Origin of the sequence: Nitratireductor aquibiodomus, from assembly GCF_900105565.1 — a bacterium.
In the GTDB taxonomy this organism is placed as follows: domain Bacteria; phylum Pseudomonadota; class Alphaproteobacteria; order Rhizobiales; family Rhizobiaceae; genus Nitratireductor; species Nitratireductor aquibiodomus.
Genome location: NZ_FNSL01000001.1, coordinates 2454696 through 2475577 on the forward strand (window position 1 = coordinate 2454696; position 20882 = coordinate 2475577).

23 protein-coding genes are annotated in these 20882 nt (G+C 61.3%); 15 read left to right on the forward strand and 8 right to left on the reverse strand.

Features of this window, described 5'->3' with window-relative positions; all coding sequences use genetic code 11:
• Positions 1-195 precede the first annotated feature (195 nt).
• The 3 genes from hslU to hslV are packed head-to-tail and all read right to left on the reverse strand — an operon-like array spanning position 196 to position 2580.
• Positions 196-1506, reverse strand: a complete 1311-nt coding sequence (gene hslU, locus BLW55_RS11710; RefSeq protein WP_025029307.1) for an ATP-dependent protease ATPase subunit HslU — start codon at positions 1504-1506, stop codon at positions 196-198.
• The gene (locus tag BLW55_RS11715) at positions 1503-2042 is read right to left on the reverse strand and encodes a GNAT family N-acetyltransferase (protein WP_025029306.1); all 540 of its coding nucleotides are present in this window, start codon (positions 2040-2042) and stop codon (positions 1503-1505) included. The genes hslU and BLW55_RS11715 overlap by 4 nt, the downstream gene beginning before the upstream one ends.
• The gene (gene hslV / locus BLW55_RS11720; protein WP_007009116.1) at positions 2032-2580 is read right to left on the reverse strand and encodes an ATP-dependent protease subunit HslV; all 549 of its coding nucleotides are present in this window, start codon (positions 2578-2580) and stop codon (positions 2032-2034) included. Before hslV ends, BLW55_RS11715 begins: the two co-directional genes overlap by 11 nt.
• Before the next feature lie 168 nt (positions 2581-2748).
• Between hslV and hisB the strand changes: the two genes are divergently transcribed.
• From hisB to hisA, 5 genes are read left to right on the forward strand one after another with little or no spacing between them, the layout of a single operon-like run.
• Positions 2749-3357: an imidazoleglycerol-phosphate dehydratase HisB gene (gene hisB / locus BLW55_RS11725; RefSeq protein ID WP_007009115.1), complete on the forward strand. Its 609-nt coding sequence runs from the start codon at positions 2749-2751 to the stop codon at positions 3355-3357.
• A gap of 4 nt (positions 3358-3361) precedes the next feature.
• Positions 3362-3847, forward strand: coding sequence for a DUF2628 domain-containing protein (locus BLW55_RS11730; RefSeq protein WP_090328927.1), 486 nt, complete (start codon positions 3362-3364; stop codon positions 3845-3847).
• A 2-nt stretch (positions 3848-3849) separates the two neighbouring features.
• The gene (gene hisH, locus BLW55_RS11735; protein WP_090328928.1) at positions 3850-4500 is read left to right on the forward strand and encodes an imidazole glycerol phosphate synthase subunit HisH; all 651 of its coding nucleotides are present in this window, start codon (positions 3850-3852) and stop codon (positions 4498-4500) included.
• On the forward strand, positions 4500-4799 hold the full coding sequence (locus tag BLW55_RS11740) for a DUF1330 domain-containing protein (RefSeq protein WP_090328929.1): 300 nt from the start codon (positions 4500-4502) through the stop codon (positions 4797-4799). The genes hisH and BLW55_RS11740 overlap by 1 nt, the downstream gene beginning before the upstream one ends.
• A gap of 3 nt (positions 4800-4802) precedes the next feature.
• Positions 4803-5534 (forward strand): 1-(5-phosphoribosyl)-5-[(5-phosphoribosylamino)methylideneamino]imidazole-4-carboxamide isomerase, encoded by a 732-nt coding sequence (hisA, locus tag BLW55_RS11745; RefSeq protein WP_090328930.1) that lies wholly within the window; start codon positions 4803-4805, stop codon positions 5532-5534.
• Positions 5535-5698: 164 nt separating this feature from the next.
• On the opposite strand, the gene BLW55_RS21100 is transcribed toward hisA, so the two are convergent.
• On the reverse strand, positions 5699-6445 hold the full coding sequence (locus tag BLW55_RS21100) for a DUF3800 domain-containing protein (protein ID WP_090328931.1): 747 nt from the start codon (positions 6443-6445) through the stop codon (positions 5699-5701).
• A 44-nt stretch (positions 6446-6489) separates the two neighbouring features.
• Here BLW55_RS21100 and hisF point away from each other — a divergent pair, with 44 nt between their 5' ends.
• From hisF to coaA, 3 genes are all read left to right on the forward strand, one after another.
• On the forward strand, positions 6490-7290 hold the full coding sequence (gene hisF / locus BLW55_RS11755) for an imidazole glycerol phosphate synthase subunit HisF (protein WP_090328932.1): 801 nt from the start codon (positions 6490-6492) through the stop codon (positions 7288-7290).
• Positions 7287-7607, forward strand: a complete 321-nt coding sequence (locus tag BLW55_RS11760; RefSeq protein ID WP_090328933.1) for a phosphoribosyl-ATP diphosphatase — start codon at positions 7287-7289, stop codon at positions 7605-7607. The genes hisF and BLW55_RS11760 overlap by 4 nt, the downstream gene beginning before the upstream one ends.
• An 87-nt stretch (positions 7608-7694) precedes the next feature.
• Complete coding sequence (gene coaA / locus BLW55_RS11765) at positions 7695-8654, forward strand: type I pantothenate kinase (protein ID WP_244509167.1); 960 nt, start codon at positions 7695-7697, stop codon at positions 8652-8654.
• On the opposite strand, the gene BLW55_RS11770 is transcribed toward coaA, so the two are convergent.
• The 4 genes from BLW55_RS11770 to BLW55_RS11785 form a co-directional block, all read right to left on the reverse strand.
• The gene (locus BLW55_RS11770) at positions 8641-9255 is read right to left on the reverse strand and encodes an alpha-ketoglutarate-dependent dioxygenase AlkB family protein (RefSeq protein ID WP_025029299.1); all 615 of its coding nucleotides are present in this window, start codon (positions 9253-9255) and stop codon (positions 8641-8643) included. The two genes, coaA and BLW55_RS11770, sit on opposite strands and share 14 nt — an antisense overlap.
• 265 nt (positions 9256-9520) lie before the next feature.
• Positions 9521-9976, reverse strand: coding sequence for a peptidoglycan-binding protein LysM (gene lysM / locus BLW55_RS11775; RefSeq protein ID WP_090328934.1), 456 nt, complete (start codon positions 9974-9976; stop codon positions 9521-9523).
• A 118-nt stretch (positions 9977-10094) separates the two neighbouring features.
• Positions 10095-10529 carry an alternative ribosome rescue aminoacyl-tRNA hydrolase ArfB gene (gene arfB / locus BLW55_RS11780; RefSeq protein WP_007009104.1) on the reverse strand — a complete coding sequence of 145 codons (435 nt, stop codon included), beginning with the start codon at positions 10527-10529 and terminating at the stop codon, positions 10095-10097.
• 84 nt (positions 10530-10613) lie between these two features.
• Positions 10614-12224 carry a phosphoenolpyruvate carboxykinase gene (locus BLW55_RS11785; protein WP_090329977.1) on the reverse strand — a complete coding sequence of 537 codons (1611 nt, stop codon included), beginning with the start codon at positions 12222-12224 and terminating at the stop codon, positions 10614-10616.
• A gap of 301 nt (positions 12225-12525) precedes the next feature.
• Between BLW55_RS11785 and BLW55_RS11790 the strand changes: the two genes are divergently transcribed.
• The 7 genes from BLW55_RS11790 to BLW55_RS11820 all read left to right on the forward strand — a co-directional run bounded on the left by BLW55_RS11790 (position 12526) and on the right by BLW55_RS11820 (position 20877).
• A complete protein-coding gene (locus BLW55_RS11790) occupies positions 12526-13227 on the forward strand; it encodes a response regulator transcription factor (RefSeq protein ID WP_090329978.1) in 702 nt (233 codons plus the stop codon).
• A gap of 162 nt (positions 13228-13389) precedes the next feature.
• Positions 13390-15162, forward strand: coding sequence for a stimulus-sensing domain-containing protein (locus tag BLW55_RS11795; protein WP_007009102.1), 1773 nt, complete (start codon positions 13390-13392; stop codon positions 15160-15162).
• Between the two features lie 5 nt (positions 15163-15167).
• Positions 15168-15626: an HPr kinase/phosphorylase gene (locus BLW55_RS11800; protein ID WP_007009101.1), complete on the forward strand. Its 459-nt coding sequence runs from the start codon at positions 15168-15170 to the stop codon at positions 15624-15626.
• Positions 15627-15873: 247 nt separating this feature from the next.
• Entirely contained in the window at positions 15874-16275 is a 402-nt protein-coding gene (locus tag BLW55_RS11805; RefSeq protein WP_007009100.1) for a PTS sugar transporter subunit IIA, read from the forward strand.
• Entirely contained in the window at positions 16272-16592 is a 321-nt protein-coding gene (locus BLW55_RS11810) for an HPr family phosphocarrier protein (protein WP_177175066.1), read from the forward strand. Before BLW55_RS11805 ends, BLW55_RS11810 begins: the two co-directional genes overlap by 4 nt.
• A gap of 146 nt (positions 16593-16738) precedes the next feature.
• Positions 16739-18139 (forward strand): adenosylhomocysteinase, encoded by a 1401-nt coding sequence (ahcY, locus tag BLW55_RS11815; RefSeq protein WP_007009098.1) that lies wholly within the window; start codon positions 16739-16741, stop codon positions 18137-18139.
• 203 nt (positions 18140-18342) lie between these two features.
• Positions 18343-20877, forward strand: coding sequence for a sensor histidine kinase (locus BLW55_RS11820; RefSeq protein WP_177175130.1), 2535 nt, complete (start codon positions 18343-18345; stop codon positions 20875-20877).
• Positions 20878-20882 lie beyond the last annotated feature (5 nt).

Below are 20882 nucleotides of genomic sequence, written 5' to 3' on the forward strand. Positions count from 1 at the left end.
CGCGCTGCTTGCGCCCCCGAGTCGTTCTTTTTTTCTGGATTGCGGGCAAATTAGGCAAAGCCTGGCACCAAGTCGAGAGACATTCGCGGCCAGAGCGCGATGACGCCGTGACCGCGGCAGAGATGTCACACTTGAAAAGCCGGCTTCATTGCCCTGCCGGTGCGGGGATGGCAGGGCAATGAATTCAGTCCGCGACTAAAGAATGAAGCGCGAAAGGTCCGTGTTCCTGGCCAGGTCGCCGACATTTTCATCGACATAGCCTGCATCGATTTTTAAGGCGCTGCCGGAGCGGTCCGGCGCATCGAACGAAATGTCGTCGAGAACTCGCTCCATCACCGTCTGCAGTCTGCGTGCGCCGATGTTCTCGACCGTCGCATTGAGATCGACGGCAATGGCCGCCAGCCGGTCGATGGCGTCATCGGTGAATTCGAGCATCACGCCCTCCGTTTCCATCAGGGCCACATACTGTTTGATGAGGCTCGCCTCGGTTTCCGTCAGGATGCGGCGGAAATCGTCTTTCTCCAGTGCCCGCAGTTCAACGCGGATCGGCAGACGGCCCTGAAGCTCGGGCAGAAGGTCCGACGGCTTGGAAACGTGGAACGCACCTGAGGCGATAAAGAGAATATGGTCGGTTTTCACCGGCCCGTATTTCGTGGCGACGGTGGTACCCTCCACCAATGGAAGCAGGTCGCGCTGCACGCCTTCGCGCGAGACGCCGGCCCCCACGCCGCCCTCGCGGGTGGCGATCTTGTCGATCTCGTCGAGGAAGACGATGCCGTCATTCTGCGCCGATTCCAGCGCCCGGTGGGTCACTTCGTCCTGGTCGAGCAGCTTGTCGGATTCGTCGGCAATCAACAACTCGTAGGATTCCTTGACGGTCGTCTTGCGTTTTTTGGTCTGCTGGCCGCCCATGGCCTTCTGCAGCATGTCATTGATGTTCAGAACGCCGATATTGGCGCCTGGCATGCCGGGAAGCTCGAAACCGGGCATGCCGCCTCCTGAATCGGAGACCTCCACCTCGATTTCCTTGTCGTCCAGCTCCCCGTTGCGCAGCTTCTGGCGAAAGCTGTCTTTGGTGGCAGGGCTGGCAGTTTTGCCCACCAGCGCCTCAAGCACGCGCTCTTCGGCGTTCATGTGGGCGCGGGCCCTGACATTCTCGCGCATCTTCTCGCGGGTCAGACCGATCGACACCTCGACCAGATCACGGATGATCTGCTCCACATCGCGGCCCACATAGCCGACCTCGGTGAATTTCGTAGCCTCGACTTTGACGAAGGGCGCGCCGGCGAGCTTGGCCAGACGCCTGGAAATCTCGGTCTTGCCGACGCCGGTGGGGCCGATCATGAGGATGTTTTTCGGCATCACCTCTTCGCGCAGCTCCGGCTCGAGCTGCTGGCGTCGCCAGCGGTTACGCAGCGCAATGGCCACGGCGCGCTTGGCGTCTTTCTGGCCGATGATGTAGCGATCGAGTTCGGAGACGATCTCGCGCGGGGAAAATGTGGTCATGTGTTCGTCTCGTTGTTCTTGTCGTATTGCATGATGAGCACGCTCCCGGTGCGGCCTTCAAGATGAGGGATCGGGCGAAAGCCCGCCTTCTCATAGGCGCGCACGGCGCGGCGGTTTTCACGATCCGGATCGATGATGATGCTGGCGTGGCCTGCATCGAGCAGCCGTCGGACCATCAGCCTGACGGCGCGGCTGCCAACGCCCCTGGAAAGAAGTTCCGCCTCGCCGATGGTCAGATCCACGCCCACGGCATCTTCCGGCAGTTCGCTCACCCATGGGTCCTTTTCAAGGATATCCGGGCTCCTGTTGTCGGCAACGAACCAGTACTGGATGTAACCGATGGGCTTTCCGTCGAGACGGATCACGAAAGGCCGTGTCGTGTCCCGGCCTTCCACCATGTCGCGGATATGGGCCAGCTCCGTGTCGGGATCGCCCCACCATTCGCGCACATGCGGCTGGTGGAGCCAGTCGAGAAGGAGCGGATAGTGCCCGGCCGTGACCGGGATAATATCTATCTGGTCCGGTTCACTCGGCATCGAGCGTTTCCACCACGACATTGTCATTGGTGTAGATGCAGATGGATGCGGCGATCTCCATCGCCCTGCGGGCGATCTCTTCGGCGTCCTTGTCGGTGTCGGCGAGCGCACGCGCCGCAGCGAGTGCAAAATTGCCGCCGGAACCGATGGCCATGATGCCCCCTTCTGGCTCCAGAACGTCGCCATTGCCCGTCAGCGCCAGGGTGATGTTCTTGTCGGCGACCAGCATCATCGCCTCGAGCCGGCGCAGATAGCGGTCGGTGCGCCAGTCCTTGGCCAGCTCGACACAGGCGCGCATCAGCTGCTCGGGATACTGTTCCAGCTTGGCCTCCAGCCGCTCCAGAAGGGTGAAGGCATCGGCCGTCGCCCCGGCAAAGCCGGCAATCACATTGCCCTTGCCGATGCGCCGCACCTTGCGTGCATTGCCCTTCATCACGGTATTGCCCAGGCTGACCTGCCCGTCTCCGGCAATCACCACCCTGCCGCCTTTGCGCACAGTGACGATTGTCGTGGCGTGCATGGATTTTTCGTCGCTCATCGCACACTCCTTTTCGCGCCGCCCGATAAGGCACGGCACCGTCAGAGCGAATATGTAAGTTGAACAACGTGGAATGCAAACGCGAGAGACGAGATTGGTGAGAGTGCTTGGCGCTGCCCGAACATGCTGCTAGAAGGCTGGCCTTCACGCAGCGCAAAGGGAAAGACCATGGCTTCCAGCAAGACGCGCACCGCCGAAATCAGCCGCAAGACCAACGAGACGGCCATTGTCGTCAAAGTGGATATCGACGGCGAAGGCCGCTTTGAGGTGGCCACCGGCGTGGGCTTTTTCGACCATATGCTGGAGCAGCTTTCCCGCCATTCGCTGATCGACATGACGGTAAAGGCCGATGGCGATCTGCACATCGACGATCACCACACGGTCGAGGATTGCGGTATTGCTCTGGGCAAGGCCATTTCGGAGGCGCTGGGCGAGCGGCGCGGCATCACGCGCTATGCCTCACTCGATCTTGCCATGGACGAATGCCTGACGCGCGCCGCAATTGATGTTTCAGGCCGCCCCTTTCTCGTCTGGGACGTGGATTTTCCGACCCAGAAGATCGGCACGTTCGACACCGAGCTGGTGCGCGAATTCTTTCAGGCGCTGGCGCAGAATGCCGGCATCACCCTGCACGTGACCAACCATTACGGCGCCAACAGCCACCACATCGCCGAGACCTGCTTCAAGGCGGTGGCGCGTGTGTTGCGCACGGCCTGCGAGGCCGACCCGCGCCAGGGCAACGCGGTGCCCTCCACCAAGGGCAGCCTGAAGGGATAGGCCGATGGCAAGCTATGTGGTGATGGAGCCGCCCGAGGGTGATCTGGAACAGGCAGTCCTCATACGCGACGGCTTTGCGTTTCTGGCTTTCATCATGCCGTTTCTGTGGTTTCTCTGGCATCGCATGTGGCTGGAAGCGCTGGCTGCCCTTGCTGCTGCGCTCGTCATCGGCGCGCTTGGGACACTGGAAGGCTGGTCCGTAACGGCAACGGTGGCATCGCTCTGTCTGTCGTTCTTCCTCGCGCTGGAGGCACGCAATCTGCGTGTTGCCATGCTTGAGAGGCGCGGCTGGCGCGAATGGGGTGTTGTCGATGCAGCAGGCCGCAACGAGGCCGAAACCCGGTTCATGGCCGGCCTTCTCTCCGACAAGGCGGAAGCCCGGAACGAGCCGTCGCCCCCTGCCCTGAGCGAAAGGCCGGCACCGGCGAGAGGCCCGGGCCGTGCCAGCGAACCCGCACTCGGTCTCTTTACATATCCCGGAGCGCGCTGACCATGAAGGTTGCGATCATCGATTACGGTTCGGGCAATCTGCGCTCGGCCGCCAAGGCCTTCGAGCGTGCCGCACGTGAAAACGGCATCGCGGCCGAGATCGCCGTGACGGCGGATGCCGATGCCGTCCGCACTGCGGACCGCATCGTTCTACCGGGCGTGGGTGCCTATGCCGACTGCCGGCGGGGGCTCGATGCGGTGCCGGGCATGGTCGAGGCGATCACGGATGTCGCCATCCATCAGGCGCGGCCCTTTCTCGGCATCTGCGTCGGTATGCAGCTTATGAGCGAACGCGGGCTGGAGAAGACGGTCACAGAAGGGCTCGGCTGGATTGCCGGAGATGTGGTCGAGATGACCCCGTCCGACCCGAAACTGAAGATCCCGCAGATCGGCTGGAACACGATTCACGTGAAACATTCGCACCCGGTCTTCGATGGCATCCCCACCGGAGCCGACGGTCTGCACGCCTATTTCGTGCATTCCTATCACCTCGACGCGCGCAAAGAGGCCGAGATTCTCGCCACCGCTGACTATGGCGGGCCGATCACCGCAACGGTCGCGCGGGACAATCTGGTGGGCACGCAGTTCCACCCGGAAAAGAGCCAGGCGCTTGGCCTGGCCCTGATCGCCAATTTCCTGCGCTGGAGGCCATGATGAGTGGAGCGGACAAAAAAGGTTACTGGGTCGCGCAGGTCGAGATCGCCGACCTCGAGGGCTACAGGAAATATATCGAAGCCAACGCTGCGGCCTTCGAGAGGTACGGCGCAAAATTTCTGGTGCGGGGCGGGCAGTCGGTCGCGCCGGAGGAACCGACGGGCGACCGTCAGGTGGTCATCGAGTTCGCGTCCTATGAGCAGGCGCTCGCCTGCTACCACTCGCCGGAATACCAGCATGCGATCACATTCCGGCAACCCGTTTCAAAAGCCAGGCTCAGCATCATCGAAGGCGTCTGACACATGATCCTTTTTCCCGCCATCGACCTGAAAGACGGCCAGTGCGTTCGGCTCAAACTGGGCGACATGGACGAGGCGACGGTCTACAACACCGACCCCGCCGCGCAGGCCCGCAGCTTTGAAGAGCAGGGCTTCGAATGGCTGCATGTGGTTGACCTGAATGGCGCTTTCGCCGGCGCGAGCGTCAATGGCGATGCCGTCGAGGCGATCCTGAAAGCGACGAAAAACCCGGTGCAGCTCGGTGGCGGCATCCGCACGCTCGCCCATATCGAGGCCTGGCTCGATAAGGGCCTGTCACGCGTGATCCTCGGTACCGTGGCGGTGCGCGATCCCGATCTGGTGAAGGAAGCCTGCAGGGCGTTTCCGGGCAGGATCGCCGTCGGCATCGATGCGCGCGGCGGCAAGGTGGCAGTGGAAGGCTGGGCGGAAACCTCCGATCTTTCAGCCATCGAACTGGCCCGCCGGTTCGAGGGCGCGGGCGTCGCCGCCATCATCTACACGGATATCGACCGGGACGGTGTTCTGACCGGCATCAACTGGGAATCGACCATCGAGCTTGCCGATGCGGTCTCCATCCCCGTGATCGCCTCGGGCGGCCTCGCCTCCATAGCCGATATCGTGCGCATGACCATGCCCGACGCGGCGAAGCTCGAAGGCGCAATCTCCGGCCGCGCGCTTTATGACGGGCGGATCGATCCGGCGGAGGCGTTGAGAATTCTGCAGAAAAACGGATAGAAGTCATTTTCTCAGCAAAAAGAATCACTTGCTTCGATTTCCATAACCGGTTGGAATCACTTCTGTTTTCTTGACATTTTTGGGCGATGCCCTATATTGAAGTTAAATGGATTGGGGTTTCCCGGTCGGCGTCGGGCCTTGGAGTAATCCGAGGCCTTTCGCTTTTATGGCACGATGATGCCCTGGTTCGGTCGACTGTAACGTCGACCTCGATGGAGTTTGCCGCGGATCAGTTCAAACGCCCGGTTTGTCTGATTTTTCCTGAAAACGCTTAATCCAATCGGGCGCGCTGTGAGATCGGCGATCTGCATTCCCGTCGAATTGGCCTTCTTGTCGCAAAAGACAATCTCAAATCGGTCCAGTGGAAGGGAAAGATCGTTTTGGCCAGACACGATCCGGCGAAACTCGAGCTCCAGTTCTCCGTCTTCCTTGGTGCCGCGCTTCTCGAAAATGAAGTAGGTTCGCTTGCCAAATTGTCCATTTCGTTTCAGAAAACCGCACACATGCTGGAGACTGATGCGAAGGGAGATGGCGTAGGGATTCTCGGGAAAGAGATCCAGCTTCAGGTCCGGCTTGTAAATCACGGTGCTGAAGATTTTGAACCGCGCATTGGTGAGGCAATCGGAAAGATCGTCGAGAAAACTTTCCCTGACAACACGGTCGGTCAATATCCGGAAAGCGCCATTCTGTTTGCGGATGTCGTGCTCGTGAAGAATGATTGCATCGTGCCCGAAATATCGGAATTTCAGGGCCTGAAACCGGGGAACGATGCGGCTGCAATAGGTGGTTTTCTTGAAACCGCAAAGAGACAAAGAAAATACGGGATAGGCTGGATCGATGGATCTCAGTGAGTGATCGCCACTCTCATCGGCATAGAATATGTATTCGCTGTCAGCAGATCGAGAATCCATCTGGCAAGGCTAATGGAACTTAAAGTTGTGTGTAAAGTGAACAAATGACCCTCAAAGCCCGCGTTATCCCCTGTCTCGATGTGAAGGGCGGTCGCGTCGTCAAAGGTGTTAATTTCGTCGATCTGATCGATGCCGGCGATCCGGTGGAAGCGGCCAAGGCCTATGATGCCGCCGGCGCGGACGAACTCTGCTTCCTTGACATCACCGCCTCCAGCGACAACCGCGAAACGATCTTCGACGTGGTGGCGCGCACCGCCGAGCAGTGCTTCATGCCGCTGACGGTGGGCGGTGGCGTGCGCGAGGTTGCGGACATTCGCAGGCTTCTGCTCGCCGGAGCCGACAAGGTTTCGATCAACACGGCGGCCGTGAAGGACCCGGAACTCGTGGCCCGCGCTGCCGACAAGTTCGGCGATCAGTGCATTGTCGTGGCGATAGACGCCAAGCAGGTCTCTGGCGAAGGCGAACCGCTGCGCTGGGAGATATTCACCCATGGCGGGCGCACACCGACCGGCATCGATGCGGTGGAGTTCGCGCGAAAGGTGGTGGATCTCGGTGCCGGCGAGATCCTGCTCACCTCCATGGACCGCGACGGCACCAAAGCGGGCTACAACATTCCGCTGACCCGCGCTGTAGCCGATGCGGTGCGTGCGCCGGTGATCGCTTCCGGCGGCGTCGGTACGCTCGATCACCTCGTCGAAGGCGTACGCGAGGGCCATGCCAGTGCCGTGCTGGCCGCTTCGATCTTTCATTTCGGCACCTACACGATCGGCGAGGCCAAGGCATATATGGCCTCGGCGGGCATTCCCATGCGGCTCGATCCCGCACAGACCCCGGAGCAGGCATGAGCCAGTTCGACCTCACCCGTCTGGAAGCCATCATCGCCGAGCGCGCTCGCTCGGGCGATGAAAACTCCTGGACCGCCAGACTGTTTGCAAAGGGCACGCCCAAAGCAGCGCAGAAGCTGGGCGAAGAAGCCGTTGAAACGGTGATCGCCGCCGTCTCGCGTGACAGGCGGGAGCTGATTTCCGAAAGTGCCGATCTTCTTTATCATTGGCTCGTGGTCCTGGCGCTGGAAGGCGTTTCGCTCAATGAGGTAATGGAAGAGCTCGAGCGCCGCACCGCACGTTCGGGCGTTGAGGAGAAGGCATCCCGAAAGGGATAGATCGTTTCTGCGCGGGATGGCATCATTCGACGCATGACCGAGAGCACAAAGACAGCCATGGCGGCAAGGAAGGGGGCCGCGAACTTCATGGACCAGCTTGTCTCAGGGGAGAAGTACTCCCCCTATCGCATTTTCAGCGCCGAGAAATGGGCGAAGTTTCACGCCGATACGCCGCTCACGCTGACCGAGGACGAGGTTCGGCGGCTGCGTTCGCTGAACGACCCGGTCGATCTGGAGGAGGTGCGCCGGATCTATCTTTCCATGTCGCGCCTGCTCTCGGCCCACGTGGAAGCCACGCAACTCCTGTTCCGGCAGAGGCAGGTGTTTTTCGATTCGGAAGACGTGGTCAAATCCCCCTTCATCATTGGCATCGCCGGTTCGGTGGCCGTCGGCAAATCGACCACGGCGCGCGTTTTGCAGGAACTCCTCACCCGCTGGCCATCCAGCCCCAAGGTCGATCTGGTGACGACCGATGGTTTCCTCTATCCGAACGAGATCCTGCGCCGCGAAAATCTGATGGAACGGAAGGGCTTTCCCGAAAGCTACGATGTCGGGGCGGTCCTGCGGTTTCTTTCGGCCATCAAGGCCGGCCTGCCAAATGTCCAGGCGCCGCTTTACTCGCACTTGACCTACGATGTTCTGCCGGGCGAATTCCGAACCATAGACCGGCCGGATATTCTGATCTTCGAGGGCATCAATGTCCTGCAGACACGCGATCTTCCGCAGGATGGGGCAGCCGTCCCCGTGGTGTCGGATTTCTTCGATTTCTCCATCTATATCGACGCACCGGAAGATCTGATCCATCAATGGTATGTCGACCGTTTCATGCGGCTGCGCGAAACGGCGTTCCAGAATCCGGAGTCCTTTTTCCACCGCTATGCCGCGCTGAAGCCCAACGCCGCGCTCGCCATTGCCGAGCAGCTCTGGGAGAACATCAATCTGAAGAACCTGCGCGAAAACATCCTGCCGACCAGACCGCGCGCCGATCTGATCCTGCGCAAGGGCGCCAACCATCTGACAGAAGAGGTCGCGCTCAGGAAGCTGTAACCCGGCGCAGCGTGAGATTGATGCGTCCGGGCGCTGAAAGCAGTGTCGACGTGCCCGGATAAATGCGGTCAACACCGTGAAAGGCCAGCCGCCCTGCCCCGCCGAGCACCACCACATCGCCGGACTGAAGCTTGACGGAAACGGTTCTGTCGCCGCGTGTTGTGCCGCCGACGCGAAAGAGGCATGTGTCGCCAAGCGATACGGAAACCACCGGTGCTGCGAAGGCTTCTTCGTCGCGGTCCTGGTGAAGGCCCATTTTGGCCGCTTCGGTGTAGTGATTGACAAGGCAGGCTTCGGGCGGAGCGGGAAAATCCGCCACCTCGTCCCAAAGCGCGAGCAGCCGTGCCGGAATGGGCGGCCAGGGTTTTCCGGTCACGGGATGCATCGCCTGATAGCGGTAGCCGCGCTCCTTGTCCGTAACCCAGCCGAGCGCGCCGCAATTGGTCATGCGCACGCTCATCTCCCTGCCGGTGCGGGGCATTGCAGGCACAAACAGCGGTGCCTCGCGCACCACGGCGCGAATGTCCGCCACCAGCGCCTCCTGGGCTGCGCGGTCGAGATAACCCGGTAGATGGCGCACGCCTTCGGTCAGGGTTGGCAACAGGGTCTCCTTGCGTCGAACACGGCGCATGATGCGCCGTTGCATTGATGGAGTGCGTGGTTCGACAAGCTCACCATGAGGGGCGGGATTGGCTGCAAACCCCTCCGTCATGTTCATGAACAGGCTTGCCCGATACCACCTTCCTCATCGTGAGCTTGTCGAACCACGCACCACGCCGACAGCCTCGCGCAGAAAGCTTACACCCGCAAAAAAGAAAACGGCGACCCGAAAGCCGCCGTCTCCTGTCAGATCATGACAATTGCGATCACGCCTCGGCGAGATCGGGAATGCGCAGCACCTGGCCGGGGTAAATCTTGTCCGGATCGTCGAGCATCGGCTTGTTGGCTTCGAAGATCACGGTGTATTTCGCACCCTTGCCCTTGCCGTAATTGGCCTCGGCGATCTTCCAGAGATTGTCACCCTTTTTCACGGTATAGAAAACTGGCGCCTTCGCTGCCGCCGCAGCGACCTTCAGCTCGCCGGCCTCCACCTTGGAGATGCCGAGCGTGTTGCCGACGGCAACAACGGCCTTTTCGAAAGCCGACTGGTCAGCGACTTCGCCCCTGAGAACGACCTTGTCACCTTCCACGACCACATCAACCTTGTCGGTTCCGAGCTTGTGGGAATCGAGCTCCTTCTTCAGTTCGTCCGCTGCCGGGGGTTCCTCGTCCACCACGCCGAGCTTCTTGCCGACGGATTTGACGAAATCGAAAATGCCCATGGGTAAGGTCTCCAGTTAGAATTGGGATATTTGACGTGTAACGCCTCAGGATTTCAACCGCAAAACAGTTGCTGGGCATAAGTTACCGTAGCGGGTGCGTCCCCTGACGATGCCCGCCTCAGTCGAAGCTGACCTTGCCGCGCATCTTCTTAACGGATGAGCGACCGGCCTTTGCTTTCAGCCGCCGCTCAATCGCGGAGCGGGACGGCTTTGTCTTCCTGCGTGGCTTGGGTGGCGGTTCGGCAGCGCGCGAAAGCAGTTCGGCAAGCCGGTCTCGGGCGTCGGCGCGGTTCATCTCCTGAGTGCGGAAACGCCCGGCCTCGATCACGATATCGCCGTCCTTGGTGGCGCGGCTGCCTGCCAGGGCAAGCGCTCTTTCGCGCACACGTTCGGGCAGTCCGCGTGCCCCCCGCGCATTGAAACGCAGTTGCACGGCGGTCGCCACCTTGTTGACGTTCTGCCCGCCGGGACCGGAGGAACGGATGAACTGTTCCTGCAACTCGTCCTCGAAGACGGTAACGCCATTCCTGATGTTGAGGTCGCCCTCGGCCATTGCTCCTGTCCGTTCACATGAAAAGGCCCGGTCGTGAACCGGGCCTGAAAATGCGCATTCAGCGGCAGGGATGCAAGCCTGATGTCACTCGGCCGCTTCCGCCATATGTGGCGCTGCTGCGCGGACGCTGGCATCCACATGCGTTTCGAATTTTTCGAAATTGTCGACGAACATGCCGACGAGACGGCGGGCCTGAGCGTCATAGGCGGCCTTGTCGGCCCAGGTGGAGCGCGGGTCAAGCACGCCTGCATCAATGCCCGGCACCGCAACGGGAACGGCAAAGCCGAAATGCGGGTCCGTGCGGAACTCCACATCGTTGAGCCCGCCGCTCAGCGCCGCGTTCAGAAGGCCGCGCGTCACCTTGATGGGCATGCGATTGCCGACACCATAGGCCCCACCGGTCCAGCCGGTGTTCACCAGCCAGCAATCGACACCGTGACGGGCGATAAGGTCGCGCAGCAGGTTTCCGTATTCCGAGGGATGGCGCGGCATGAAGGGTGCGCCGAAGCAGGTGGAGAAGGTCGCTTCCGGTTCTGTCACGCCCTTTTCGGTGCCGGCCACCTTGGCGGTGTAGCCCGACAGGAAGTGATACATGGCCTGCGCCGGCGTAAGCCTGGCGATCGGCGGCAGAACGCCGAAGGCATCGGCCGTCAGCATGATGATGTTGCTGGGATGGCCGCTGCGGCCGGTCTCGCTTGCATTCGGGATGAAGTGCAGGGGATAGGCGCAGCGCGTGTTCTCGGTCAGGCTGCCATCGTCGAAATCGGGGCGGCGCTGGTCATCGAGTACAACATTCTCCAGCACCGTGCCGAAACGGCGCGTGGTGGCAAAGATTTCCGGCTCGGCCTCTTCAGACAGCCGGATCGTCTTGGCGTAGCAACCGCCCTCGAAGTTGAAGAGACCGGTCTCGCCCCAGCCATGCTCGTCGTCGCCGATGAGCGTGCGCGACGGATCGGCAGAAAGCGTGGTCTTGCCGGTGCCCGACAGGCCGAAGAAGACGGCGGCATCGCCATCCGGTCCGACATTGGCCGAGCAGTGCATCGGCATCACGCCCTTTGCCGGCAGAATGTAGTTTAGCGCGGTGAAGACCGACTTTTTCATCTCGCCCGCATAGGAGGTGCCCCCGATCAGAACGATCTTGCGGGTCAGGTCCACGGCGATGACGGTCTCGGTGCGGCAGCCATGGCGCTCAGGGTCGGCGCGGAAGGACGGCAGGTCGATGATCGTCATCTCCGGCACGAAGGAGGCGAGCGCCTCGACCTCGGGACGCAGGAGCAGGTTGCGGATGAACAGCGAATGCCATGCATATTCCGTGACGACGCGCACGGGCAGGCTGTTTTCGGGATCCGCCCCGCCCACAAGGTCCTGCACGAAAAGATCGCGGTCAGCGGCCTGCTTGACGAAATCTGCATAGAGTGCGTCGAAATGTTCAGCCGACATGGGCTTGTTGTTGTCCCACCAGACGGCATCCTCGGTGTCGGTGGTGCGCACGACGAACTTGTCCCTGGCGGAGCGGCCCGTGTGCTGGCCGGTCTCGGCCACCAGCGCGCCGTCGGCGGTGAGTTTTGCCTCTCCGCGGCGCACCGCCTCCTCATAGAGCGCAGCCGGCTGAAAATTATAAAAGACGGCACCCGTCGTTTTCAGACCATTGCTGTCGATTCCGCAAGCCGGGTTGCGCATGCCGGTTTCGTTCATCGTAACCACCAGATTTCCCTTGAGATGCCTGTCTCCGCAGGCGATCTCAGCTGAAAACACAGATAAGCGAGGGATTTCAAACCATTAATCGATTTAAATTTTTTAAAATCGTTTAAATCGTTTAAATCGACCTGGATTCATCGCAGATTTGCACACCTTCGCTGCGTCCGGAGGTGTCACGAGACTGCGCCTGTGTGACACAGGCTGCTTTATATGCCACATTTTGTACCCAATTTGTCCTGCAACTGCGCAGCCGATCGATGCAGATAGGGACGACATGCCCATGAGGGAGCCGCTGGATATGGCAACAATCGCGCTTGTCGATGACGACCGCAACATTCTCACCTCCGTTTCCATCGCACTGGAGTCGGAAGGCTATCGGGTCGAGACCTACACCGACGGCGTTTCGGCGCTCGAAGGGTTGGGTGCGCGGCCGCCGAACCTGGCGATCCTGGACATCAAGATGCCGCGCATGGATGGCATGGAACTCTTGCGCCGGCTGCGCCAGAAGAGCGATGTGCCGGTCATCTTCCTGACCTCCAAGGACGATGAGATCGACGAACTCTTCGGCCTCAAGATGGGGGCTGACGATTTTGTGCGCAAACCCTTCTCGCAGCGCCTTCTGGTCGAGCGTGTCCGCGCGGTTCTGCGCCGCGCGAGCAATCGCGAGATCGCTGCCAAGACGCCGGGCAAGCAGTCGCAGTCGCTGGAGCGCGGGCAGCTTGTGATGGATCAGGAGCGCCACACCTGCACCTGGAAGGGGCAGCCGGTGACGCTCACCGTCACGGAATTCCTGATCCTGCATTCGCTGGCGCAGCGTCCGGGCGTGGTCAAAAGCCGCGATGCGCTGATGGATTCGGCCTATGACGAGCAGGTCTATGTGGACGACCGTACGATCGACAGTCACATTAAGCGCCTGCGCAAGAAGTTCAAGGCGGTTGACGGCGAATTCGACATGATCGAAACGCTGTATGGCGTCGGCTATCGCTTCCGAGAGATCTAGCATTTTGCAGTCAGGTGGAGTCACCTGACGTCCGCATAAATGCGGAAAGACAGATAGAGTGGAGCGGCGTTTCCATGAAACGGTGAACCGCTCTTGGGTCAGGACCCTGGGGTCGTCCCGGAATTGCAGTAGCCCGGCGCGTGTGCCGGCAAGACAGTAGCGATGAGTGCAGAAACGGAAAAGACGGAGCGGCGGTCCGCGAGGGCCGCGCGTTCAGCGGGCCAGCCCTTTCTGGGTCGGCTTGCCGTGCCCCTGCGCCGTCTTTTCGGCCATTATGTCTTTTCCAGCCTGACGCGGCGTATCCTTTTTCTCAACCTCGCCGGTCTCGGCGTTCTGGTTGTCGGCGTTCTTTATCTGAATGAGTTCCGCGAAGAGCTGATCAGCGCCCGCGTGGAAAGCCTGATGACACAGGGCGAGATCATTGCCGGCGCCATTGCCAGCTCCGCCGAGGTGGAGACCGACTCCATCCTTGTGGATCCCGACAAGCTGCTAGAGCTGCAGGCGGGGCAGAGCCTGCCGCCGCGGGGCGACCAGCTGGAAAGCCTCGACTTTCCGATCAACCCCGAGCGCGTGGCTCCCCTCCTGCGAAGGCTCATACCGCAGACCCGGACACGCGCCCGCATCTATGATCCAGACGCCAACCTTCTGCTTGATTCCCAGTATCTGGGGCAGGTGCTCCGCTATGAACTGCCCTCCATCGAGGATGAAGATGCGAGCCTTTTCGATCAGGTTTGGCGGCGGTTGAGGGAAATTTTTCGTCGCCGGGACCTGCCTGTCTACCGGGAGCAGCCGGGAGGCAGCGGTGTGGCCTATCCGGAAGTGATGAAGGCGCTCACCGGCACGACCAATTATGTGGTGCGCATCAGTGAGCAGGGCGAGCAGATCGTTTCCGTCGCCGTGCCCGTCCAGCGCTTCCGCGCGGTGCTCGGCGTGCTTCTCCTTTCGACTCAGGGCGGTGACATCGACAAGATCGTTGCAGCCGAGCGCAAGGCGATTCTGCGCGTGTTTGCCGTCGCAGCGCTGGTGACGGCCATTCTTTCGCTGCTGCTTGCCTCGACGATCGCCAATCCGTTGCGGCGCCTCTCGGCAGCGGCGGTGCGCGTTCGCCGTGGCGCGCGTTCGCGTGAGGAGATCCCCGACTTCTCCCACCGACAGGACGAGATCGGCAATCTGTCGGCTGCCCTGCGCGACATGACGAAGGCGCTTTATGCACGCATCGACGCCATTGAGAGCTTTGCTGCCGATGTGGCGCATGAGCTGAAGAATCCGCTGACCTCCCTCGGCAGCGCCGTGGAAACCCTGCCACTCGCCAAAGATGAGCGCTCGCGCGAGCGGCTTCTGGAAATCATCCAGCACGATGTCAGGCGCCTAGACCGCCTGATCACCGACATTTCCGATGCATCGCGCCTCGACGCGGAGCTTTCGCGCGAGGATGCGGGCCGCGTGGAGCTGAAGCAGTTCGTCGGCGATCTGGTGGGTGCTATCCGCGAGGCCGGTTCGTCCAAGAAGCCGGTTGAGATCACGTTCACAGCCGGCGGAAAAGACGAAGCGGACATGGCCTACTTCATTCAGGGCCATGACCTGCGGCTGGGGCAGGTGATCACCAATCTGATCGAGAACGCCCGCTCCTTCGTGCCGGAGAAGACCGGACGGATCGATGTGCGCCTCGCGCGCGCCGGCAAGCGCGTCATCCTCACGGTTGAGGACAATGGGCCCGGAATCCGCGTGGAAAACATCGATCGCATCTTCGAACGCTTCTACACGGATCGTCCGGCCGGCGAGGCGTTTGGCCAGAATTCCGGCCTTGGCCTCTCCATCAGCCGCCAGATCATCGAGGCCCATGGTGGCACGTTGACAGCGGAGAACATTGCCGGAGCGAAGCCCGGTGACCTCAAGGGTGCCCGCTTCATCGTCTCGTTGCCGGCCGAGGCCTGACCGCCATGCACAACCGCCATGCCACTGCTATTGTTGTTGCGGGCACCGGCATTCTGATCGAGGGCGAATCGGGCACCGGCAAGACGATGCTCGCGTTTGAGGCGCTCGCCTTCTTCCGGGCGGCAGGCGTCTTCACCGCTTTCGTGTCAGACGATCAGGTATACCTCTCCGCACGCAGCGGGCGTCTCATCGTGCGCACACCCAATCCCATCGCGGGATTGGCAGAAGCGCGCGGTCTCGGGCCGGCGAAGCTCGAACACGTGCCCGCCGCCGTCATCGACCTCACCATACGTCTGGTCGACGAAGAAGAGGCGCCGCGCTTCTCCGAAGGGACGGAGATCGAACACGAGGGCATTGCGATTCCGTGCGTGGTATTGCCGCAACGACAGGCACGAAGGGCGGTCCATGCCATCGCTGCAACCCTTCAATTGCCGCCTTTTGGACCCGCCCGCACCCCCGTTTGAACTTTATTTAGGCGAATCGCCGCAGTTTTGGGCTTGTCAACGGCCTGTGCCTTGACAAGATAGCGCTCTTGCCGCGGGGCGGGACGGGACTGGGGCGTCTTCGGAACCGTCAAAGCAAGGGTGGACCAGAAGGGTTCGAACGCTAATTGAAGAAAAACCGGATAAGCGGACAGACCCGTGAAGCCAGTGGATGGAGTGAAAGCGTGACAGGCTCGAGCGAAAAACCAAGCCTTCGGATGATGTGCCGATGATCGGGCTCGTCTTGGTGACGCATGGCCAGCTGGCCGAAGAGTTCCGCCATGCCGTGGAACATGTGGTGGGCCATCAGGAAAACCTGGAAACGGTTTCCATCGGCGCCGAAGACGATATGGAGCAGCGCCGCCGCGATATCGTCGATGCAGTGGCCCGGGCCGACACCGGCGCTGGCGTGATCATTCTCACCGACATGTTTGGTGGCACGCCGTCGAACCTCGCCATATCGGTGATGGATGCGGGCCGTGTCGAGGTCATTGCGGGGGTCAACCTGCCCATGCTGATCAAGCTGTCTTCCGCACGCGCCAATGACGACATGGCGCAGGCGCTGGAGGAGGCACAGGCGGCCGGCCGCAAATACATCAATGTCGCAAGTCAGGTTCTGAGCGGAAAATGAGTGAGGCCCAGGCAAACGAAGTCTCAGCCAGCACACCCGCTCCCGAGGAGCTGAAGCGCGAGTTCAGCATCGTCAACCAGCGCGGCCTGCATGCGCGCGCCTCTGCCAAGTTTGTGCAGACGGTGGAAAATCACGACGCCGATGTCGAGGTCGAGAAGGACGGTATCACCGTCGGCGGAACCTCCATCATGGGTCTGATGATGCTTGCCGCCAGCCCCGGCTGCAAGATCTGCGTGAGCGCCAGCGGGCCGGAAGCAGAAGCGCTTCTCGATGCGTTGCAGACCCTGATTGCCGATCGCTTCGGTGAAGAGTGCTGAGGCCACCCCCGCCGCTTCACATGCACGAATAAAGATTTCTTTATATCCATTGTGAGCTGCGCCATGATCTGGTAGTCAGATGCCAGCCTTCGCGCCCGGCCTGCTGCCTGTGGCGCCCGAATTCATGAAAATCGGAGAGTACGCCAATGAGCGCTGACAAGGATTTTGTGGTCGCCGACATTTCCCTGGCCGACTGGGGACGCAAGGAAATCGAGATCGCCGAAACGGAAATGCCGGGCCTGATGGCCTGCCGCGAGGAGTTTGGCAGCGAGCAGCCGCTCAAGGGCGCGCGCATCTCCGGCTCGCTGCACATGACGATCCAGACCGCCGTTCTTATCGAGACGCTGAAGGCGCTCGGCGCGGATGTGCGCTGGGCCTCCTGCAACATCTTCTCCACGCAGGACCACGCCGCTGCGGCCATCGCCGAGAGCGGCACGCCGGTCTTCGCCGTTAAGGGTGAGACGCTTGAAGAGTACTGGACCTACACGGACCAGATATTCCAGTGGACGGATGGCGAACCCTCCAACATGATCCTCGACGATGGCGGCGACGCCACCATGTATATCCTCATCGGTGCCCGCGCCGAGGCCGGCGAGGATGTCCTGTCCAATCCGGGCAGCGAGGAAGAGGAAGTCCTGTTTGCACAGATCAAGAAGCGCATGGCGGCGACGCCGGGCTTCTTCGCGCGCCAGAAGGCAGCCATCAAGGGCGTGACGGAAGAGACCACCACCGGTGTGAACCGTCTTTACCAGCTTCAGAAGAAGGGCCTTCTCCCCTTCCCGGCAATCAACGTCAACGATTCCGTCACCAAGTCGAAATTCGACAACAAATATGGCTGCAAGGAATCGCTGGTCGATGGCATCCGCCGCGCCACCGACGTGATGATGGCCGGCAAGGTGGCCGTGGTCTGCGGCTATGGCGATGTAGGCAAGGGCTCGGCCCAGTCGCTCGCCGGTGCCGGTGCCCGCGTTAAGGTGACCGAAGTCGATCCGATCTGCGCCCTGCAGGCTGCCATGGACGGGTTTGAGGTCGTTACGCTGGACGATGCCGCCCCGGCTGCCGATATCGTGATCACCACCACGGGCAACAAGGATGTCATCACCCTCGATCACATGCGCAAGATGAAAGACATGGCGATCGTCGGCAATATCGGCCATTTCGACAATGAGATTCAGGTCGCCGCGCTGCGCAATCTCAAATGGACGAACATCAAGCCGCAGGTGGACATGATCACCTTCCCGGACAACAAGCGGATGATCCTGCTGTCCGAAGGGCGTCTCCTCAATCTCGGCAACGCTACGGGCCACCCGAGCTTCGTGATGTCTGCTTCCTTCACCAACCAGGTTCTGGCGCAGATCGAGCTTTTCGTGCGTGGTGAGGAGTACAAGAACGAGGTCTATGTCCTGCCCAAGCATCTCGACGAGAAGGTCGCGCGCCTGCATCTCGACAAGCTGGGCGCTCAACTGACCACCCTGTCGGAAGAACAGGCCTCTTATATCGGCGTCACGCCGCAGGGACCGTTCAAGCCGGAACACTACCGCTATTAAGCAGAATTAACCAAGACACAAGATATTGATACCGGGCCATTGACTTTTGGCCCGGTATTATTTTTGTCACGCGTCCTTCTTCACGGCGATTCGCTCACGCGGTACAGTGCTGTGATTCGCGAGGCGGCTGACCTTCCGGGCTGTGAGCCTGGCGAAAGGAAGGGGCGGTCTTGCCAGATCATGCGGCGGAGAAGGAACAGGACATGCCGGGGCTGGACCCGCTGAGCGGCGGATCTTCGGGCCCTTGGGGCCGACAGCGCAAAGCGGGCATCATGCGGGGACTGGTGCGGTTTCTGACGCTGACGACGAGCGTGGCAGTGCCATCCGTGGCGGCCGCGCAGACCACTGCACAGCTTGCACCAGGCATTTCCGTCACGGCTGTCGATGTCATCCAGCTCGCGGTCTTTGCAGGTGTCATGGGCGCCGCCTTTCTTTCCGCCATCTGGCTGATCCGGCAGCGCGGCCGGATCGCTTCTGAAAATCTCGAACTGCGCGCGCGCATCGCCGAGCTGAGCGGCGCTCTTGGCCGCTCCGAGGCCCTTCTCAACCTCAGGGATCAGCGGGCCGTTGTCTGGGACGGCGGATCGGACAGGCCGGCGATTGTCGGCGACCTTCCACCCGGCTGCGGCGCCCCGGACGAACGCTCGGCATTTCTCGCCTTCGGGCGCTGGATGATGCCGCGCTCGGCTTCGGCGCTTGACCGCGCACTCGCCACGCTGCGCGAAACCGGCGAGAATTTCGATCTGACCATCGAAACCCGTTCCGGCACGATGCTTGAGGCACAGGGACGAAAATCCGCCCAGCATACGGTTCTGCGCTTCGTTTCGCTCGCCGGCGTGCGTGAAGAGCATGCGCGGCTTCAGCTCGAGCAGGGCAATCTTCTGTCGGAACGTGCGACGCTCCTCGGGTTGATCGACGCGCTCGACATGCCGTTCTGGCTACGCGACAGGGCCGGCCAGCTCGCATGGGTGAACCGTGCGTTCACGGGCGCGGTGGATGCGCCCACCGGCGATGCGGTTCTGCGCGAACAGCTCGAATTCCTGCCCATGTCGGCGCGCGAGGAAATCACAAACCGGCATCGGGAAGCCAATGAGGTTTTCCGGCAATCGCTTTCGGCGGTCGTTCAGGGCGAGCGGCGGGTTTTTGCGGTCACGGACTATGCAGGCCTGCATGGGTCTGCGGGCATCGCGGCGGATGTCAGCGAAGTGGAAACGATCCGCCGGGAGTTTGAGAGCACGGTCCAGAGCCACTCCGACACGCTCGACCAGCTCACCACGGCGGTGGCGATCTTCGACGAGAACCAGAAGCTGCGCTTCTTCAACCAGTCGTTCCAGAAACTGTGGGATCTCGACACCCCGTTCCTGGAAAGCAGACCCGACAATGCCCTGCTGCTCGACCGGCTGCGCAGCGAAGGCACGTTGGCCGAACAGCCCGAGTGGCGGCGCTGGAAGGAAGGGCTCCTGTCCGCCTATCGCAGCATGAAGCCGCAGGAACACTGGTGGCACCTACCCGACGGACGCACCATCCGCGTGATCGCCAATCCGCAGCCCAAGGGCGGCGTGACCTGGGTCTTCGAGAACCTGACGGAGAAATTCGATCTGGAAAGCCGCTACAATGCGGCGATGCGGGTGCAAGGCGAAACGCTCGACAACCTCACCGAAGGTGTTGCGGTGTTCGGCCCGGATGGACGCCTGCGCCTGTCCAATCCGGCGTTCCAGCGCATCTGGAACCTGCCGGATCAGCTCGTCACGCCCGAAGCGCATATTGCCGATATCCGCGCGGTGTGCGATCCGCTCGCCAAGGACAGCCCCACGGACAGCCCATGGCGCAGCTTCGTTGCCTCCGTCACGGGTTTCGATGACGAGCGGCGCAGCCAGCATGGCCAGGTGGAGCTTTCGAATGGCTCGGTATTGAGCCACGCCACAATCCCGCTGCCCAACGGCCAGGTGATGATCACCTTTGTCGACATGACCGACAGCGTGAACGTGGAACGCGCCCTGAAGGAAAAGAACGACGCGCTGCAGAAGGCCGACAAGCTGAAGAACGATTTTGTCCAGCACGTCTCCTACGAGCTGCGTTCGCCTCTGACCAACATCATCGGCTTTACCGAACTCCTGAACCTGCCGGAGACGGGACCGCTGAATCAGAAGCAGCGCGAATATGTGGACCACATCGGGTCGTCTTCTTCCGTGCTTCTCACCGTGGTGAACGACATTCTCGATCTGGCGACGGTCGATGCCGGCATCATGGAACTGGAGATCGGCGAGGTGCGGGTCGGCGACATGGTCGAGACCGCGGCCGGGTTGATCTCGGAACGTCTGCGCGAGCACCAGATTCGCCTCGATGTGCAGATGGACGATGCCACGCTCGTCTTCCATGCGGACGAAAACCGTGTGCGGCAGGTTCTGTTCAACCTGCTCTCCAACGCAGCCAATTACGCACCCGAGAACGGCACGATCCGCCTCTCCGCGCGCCAATATGACGATGCGGTCGAATTCTGCGTCCACGATGACGGACCCGGCATGGCGCCTGATGTGCTCGAAACGATCTTCAAACGCTTCGAGCCGCATGTTAATGGCGGGCGCAGGCGTGGTGCGGGGCTTGGCCTCTCCATCGTCAAGAGTTTCGTCGAGCTGCATGGAGGCTCGGTTCACATCGACACGGGCGAAGGGCGCGGAACCACGGTAACCTGCCGTTTCCCCTCCGCGCCGACACAGGCGCGGGTCGCCGCAGAGTAGCCAAA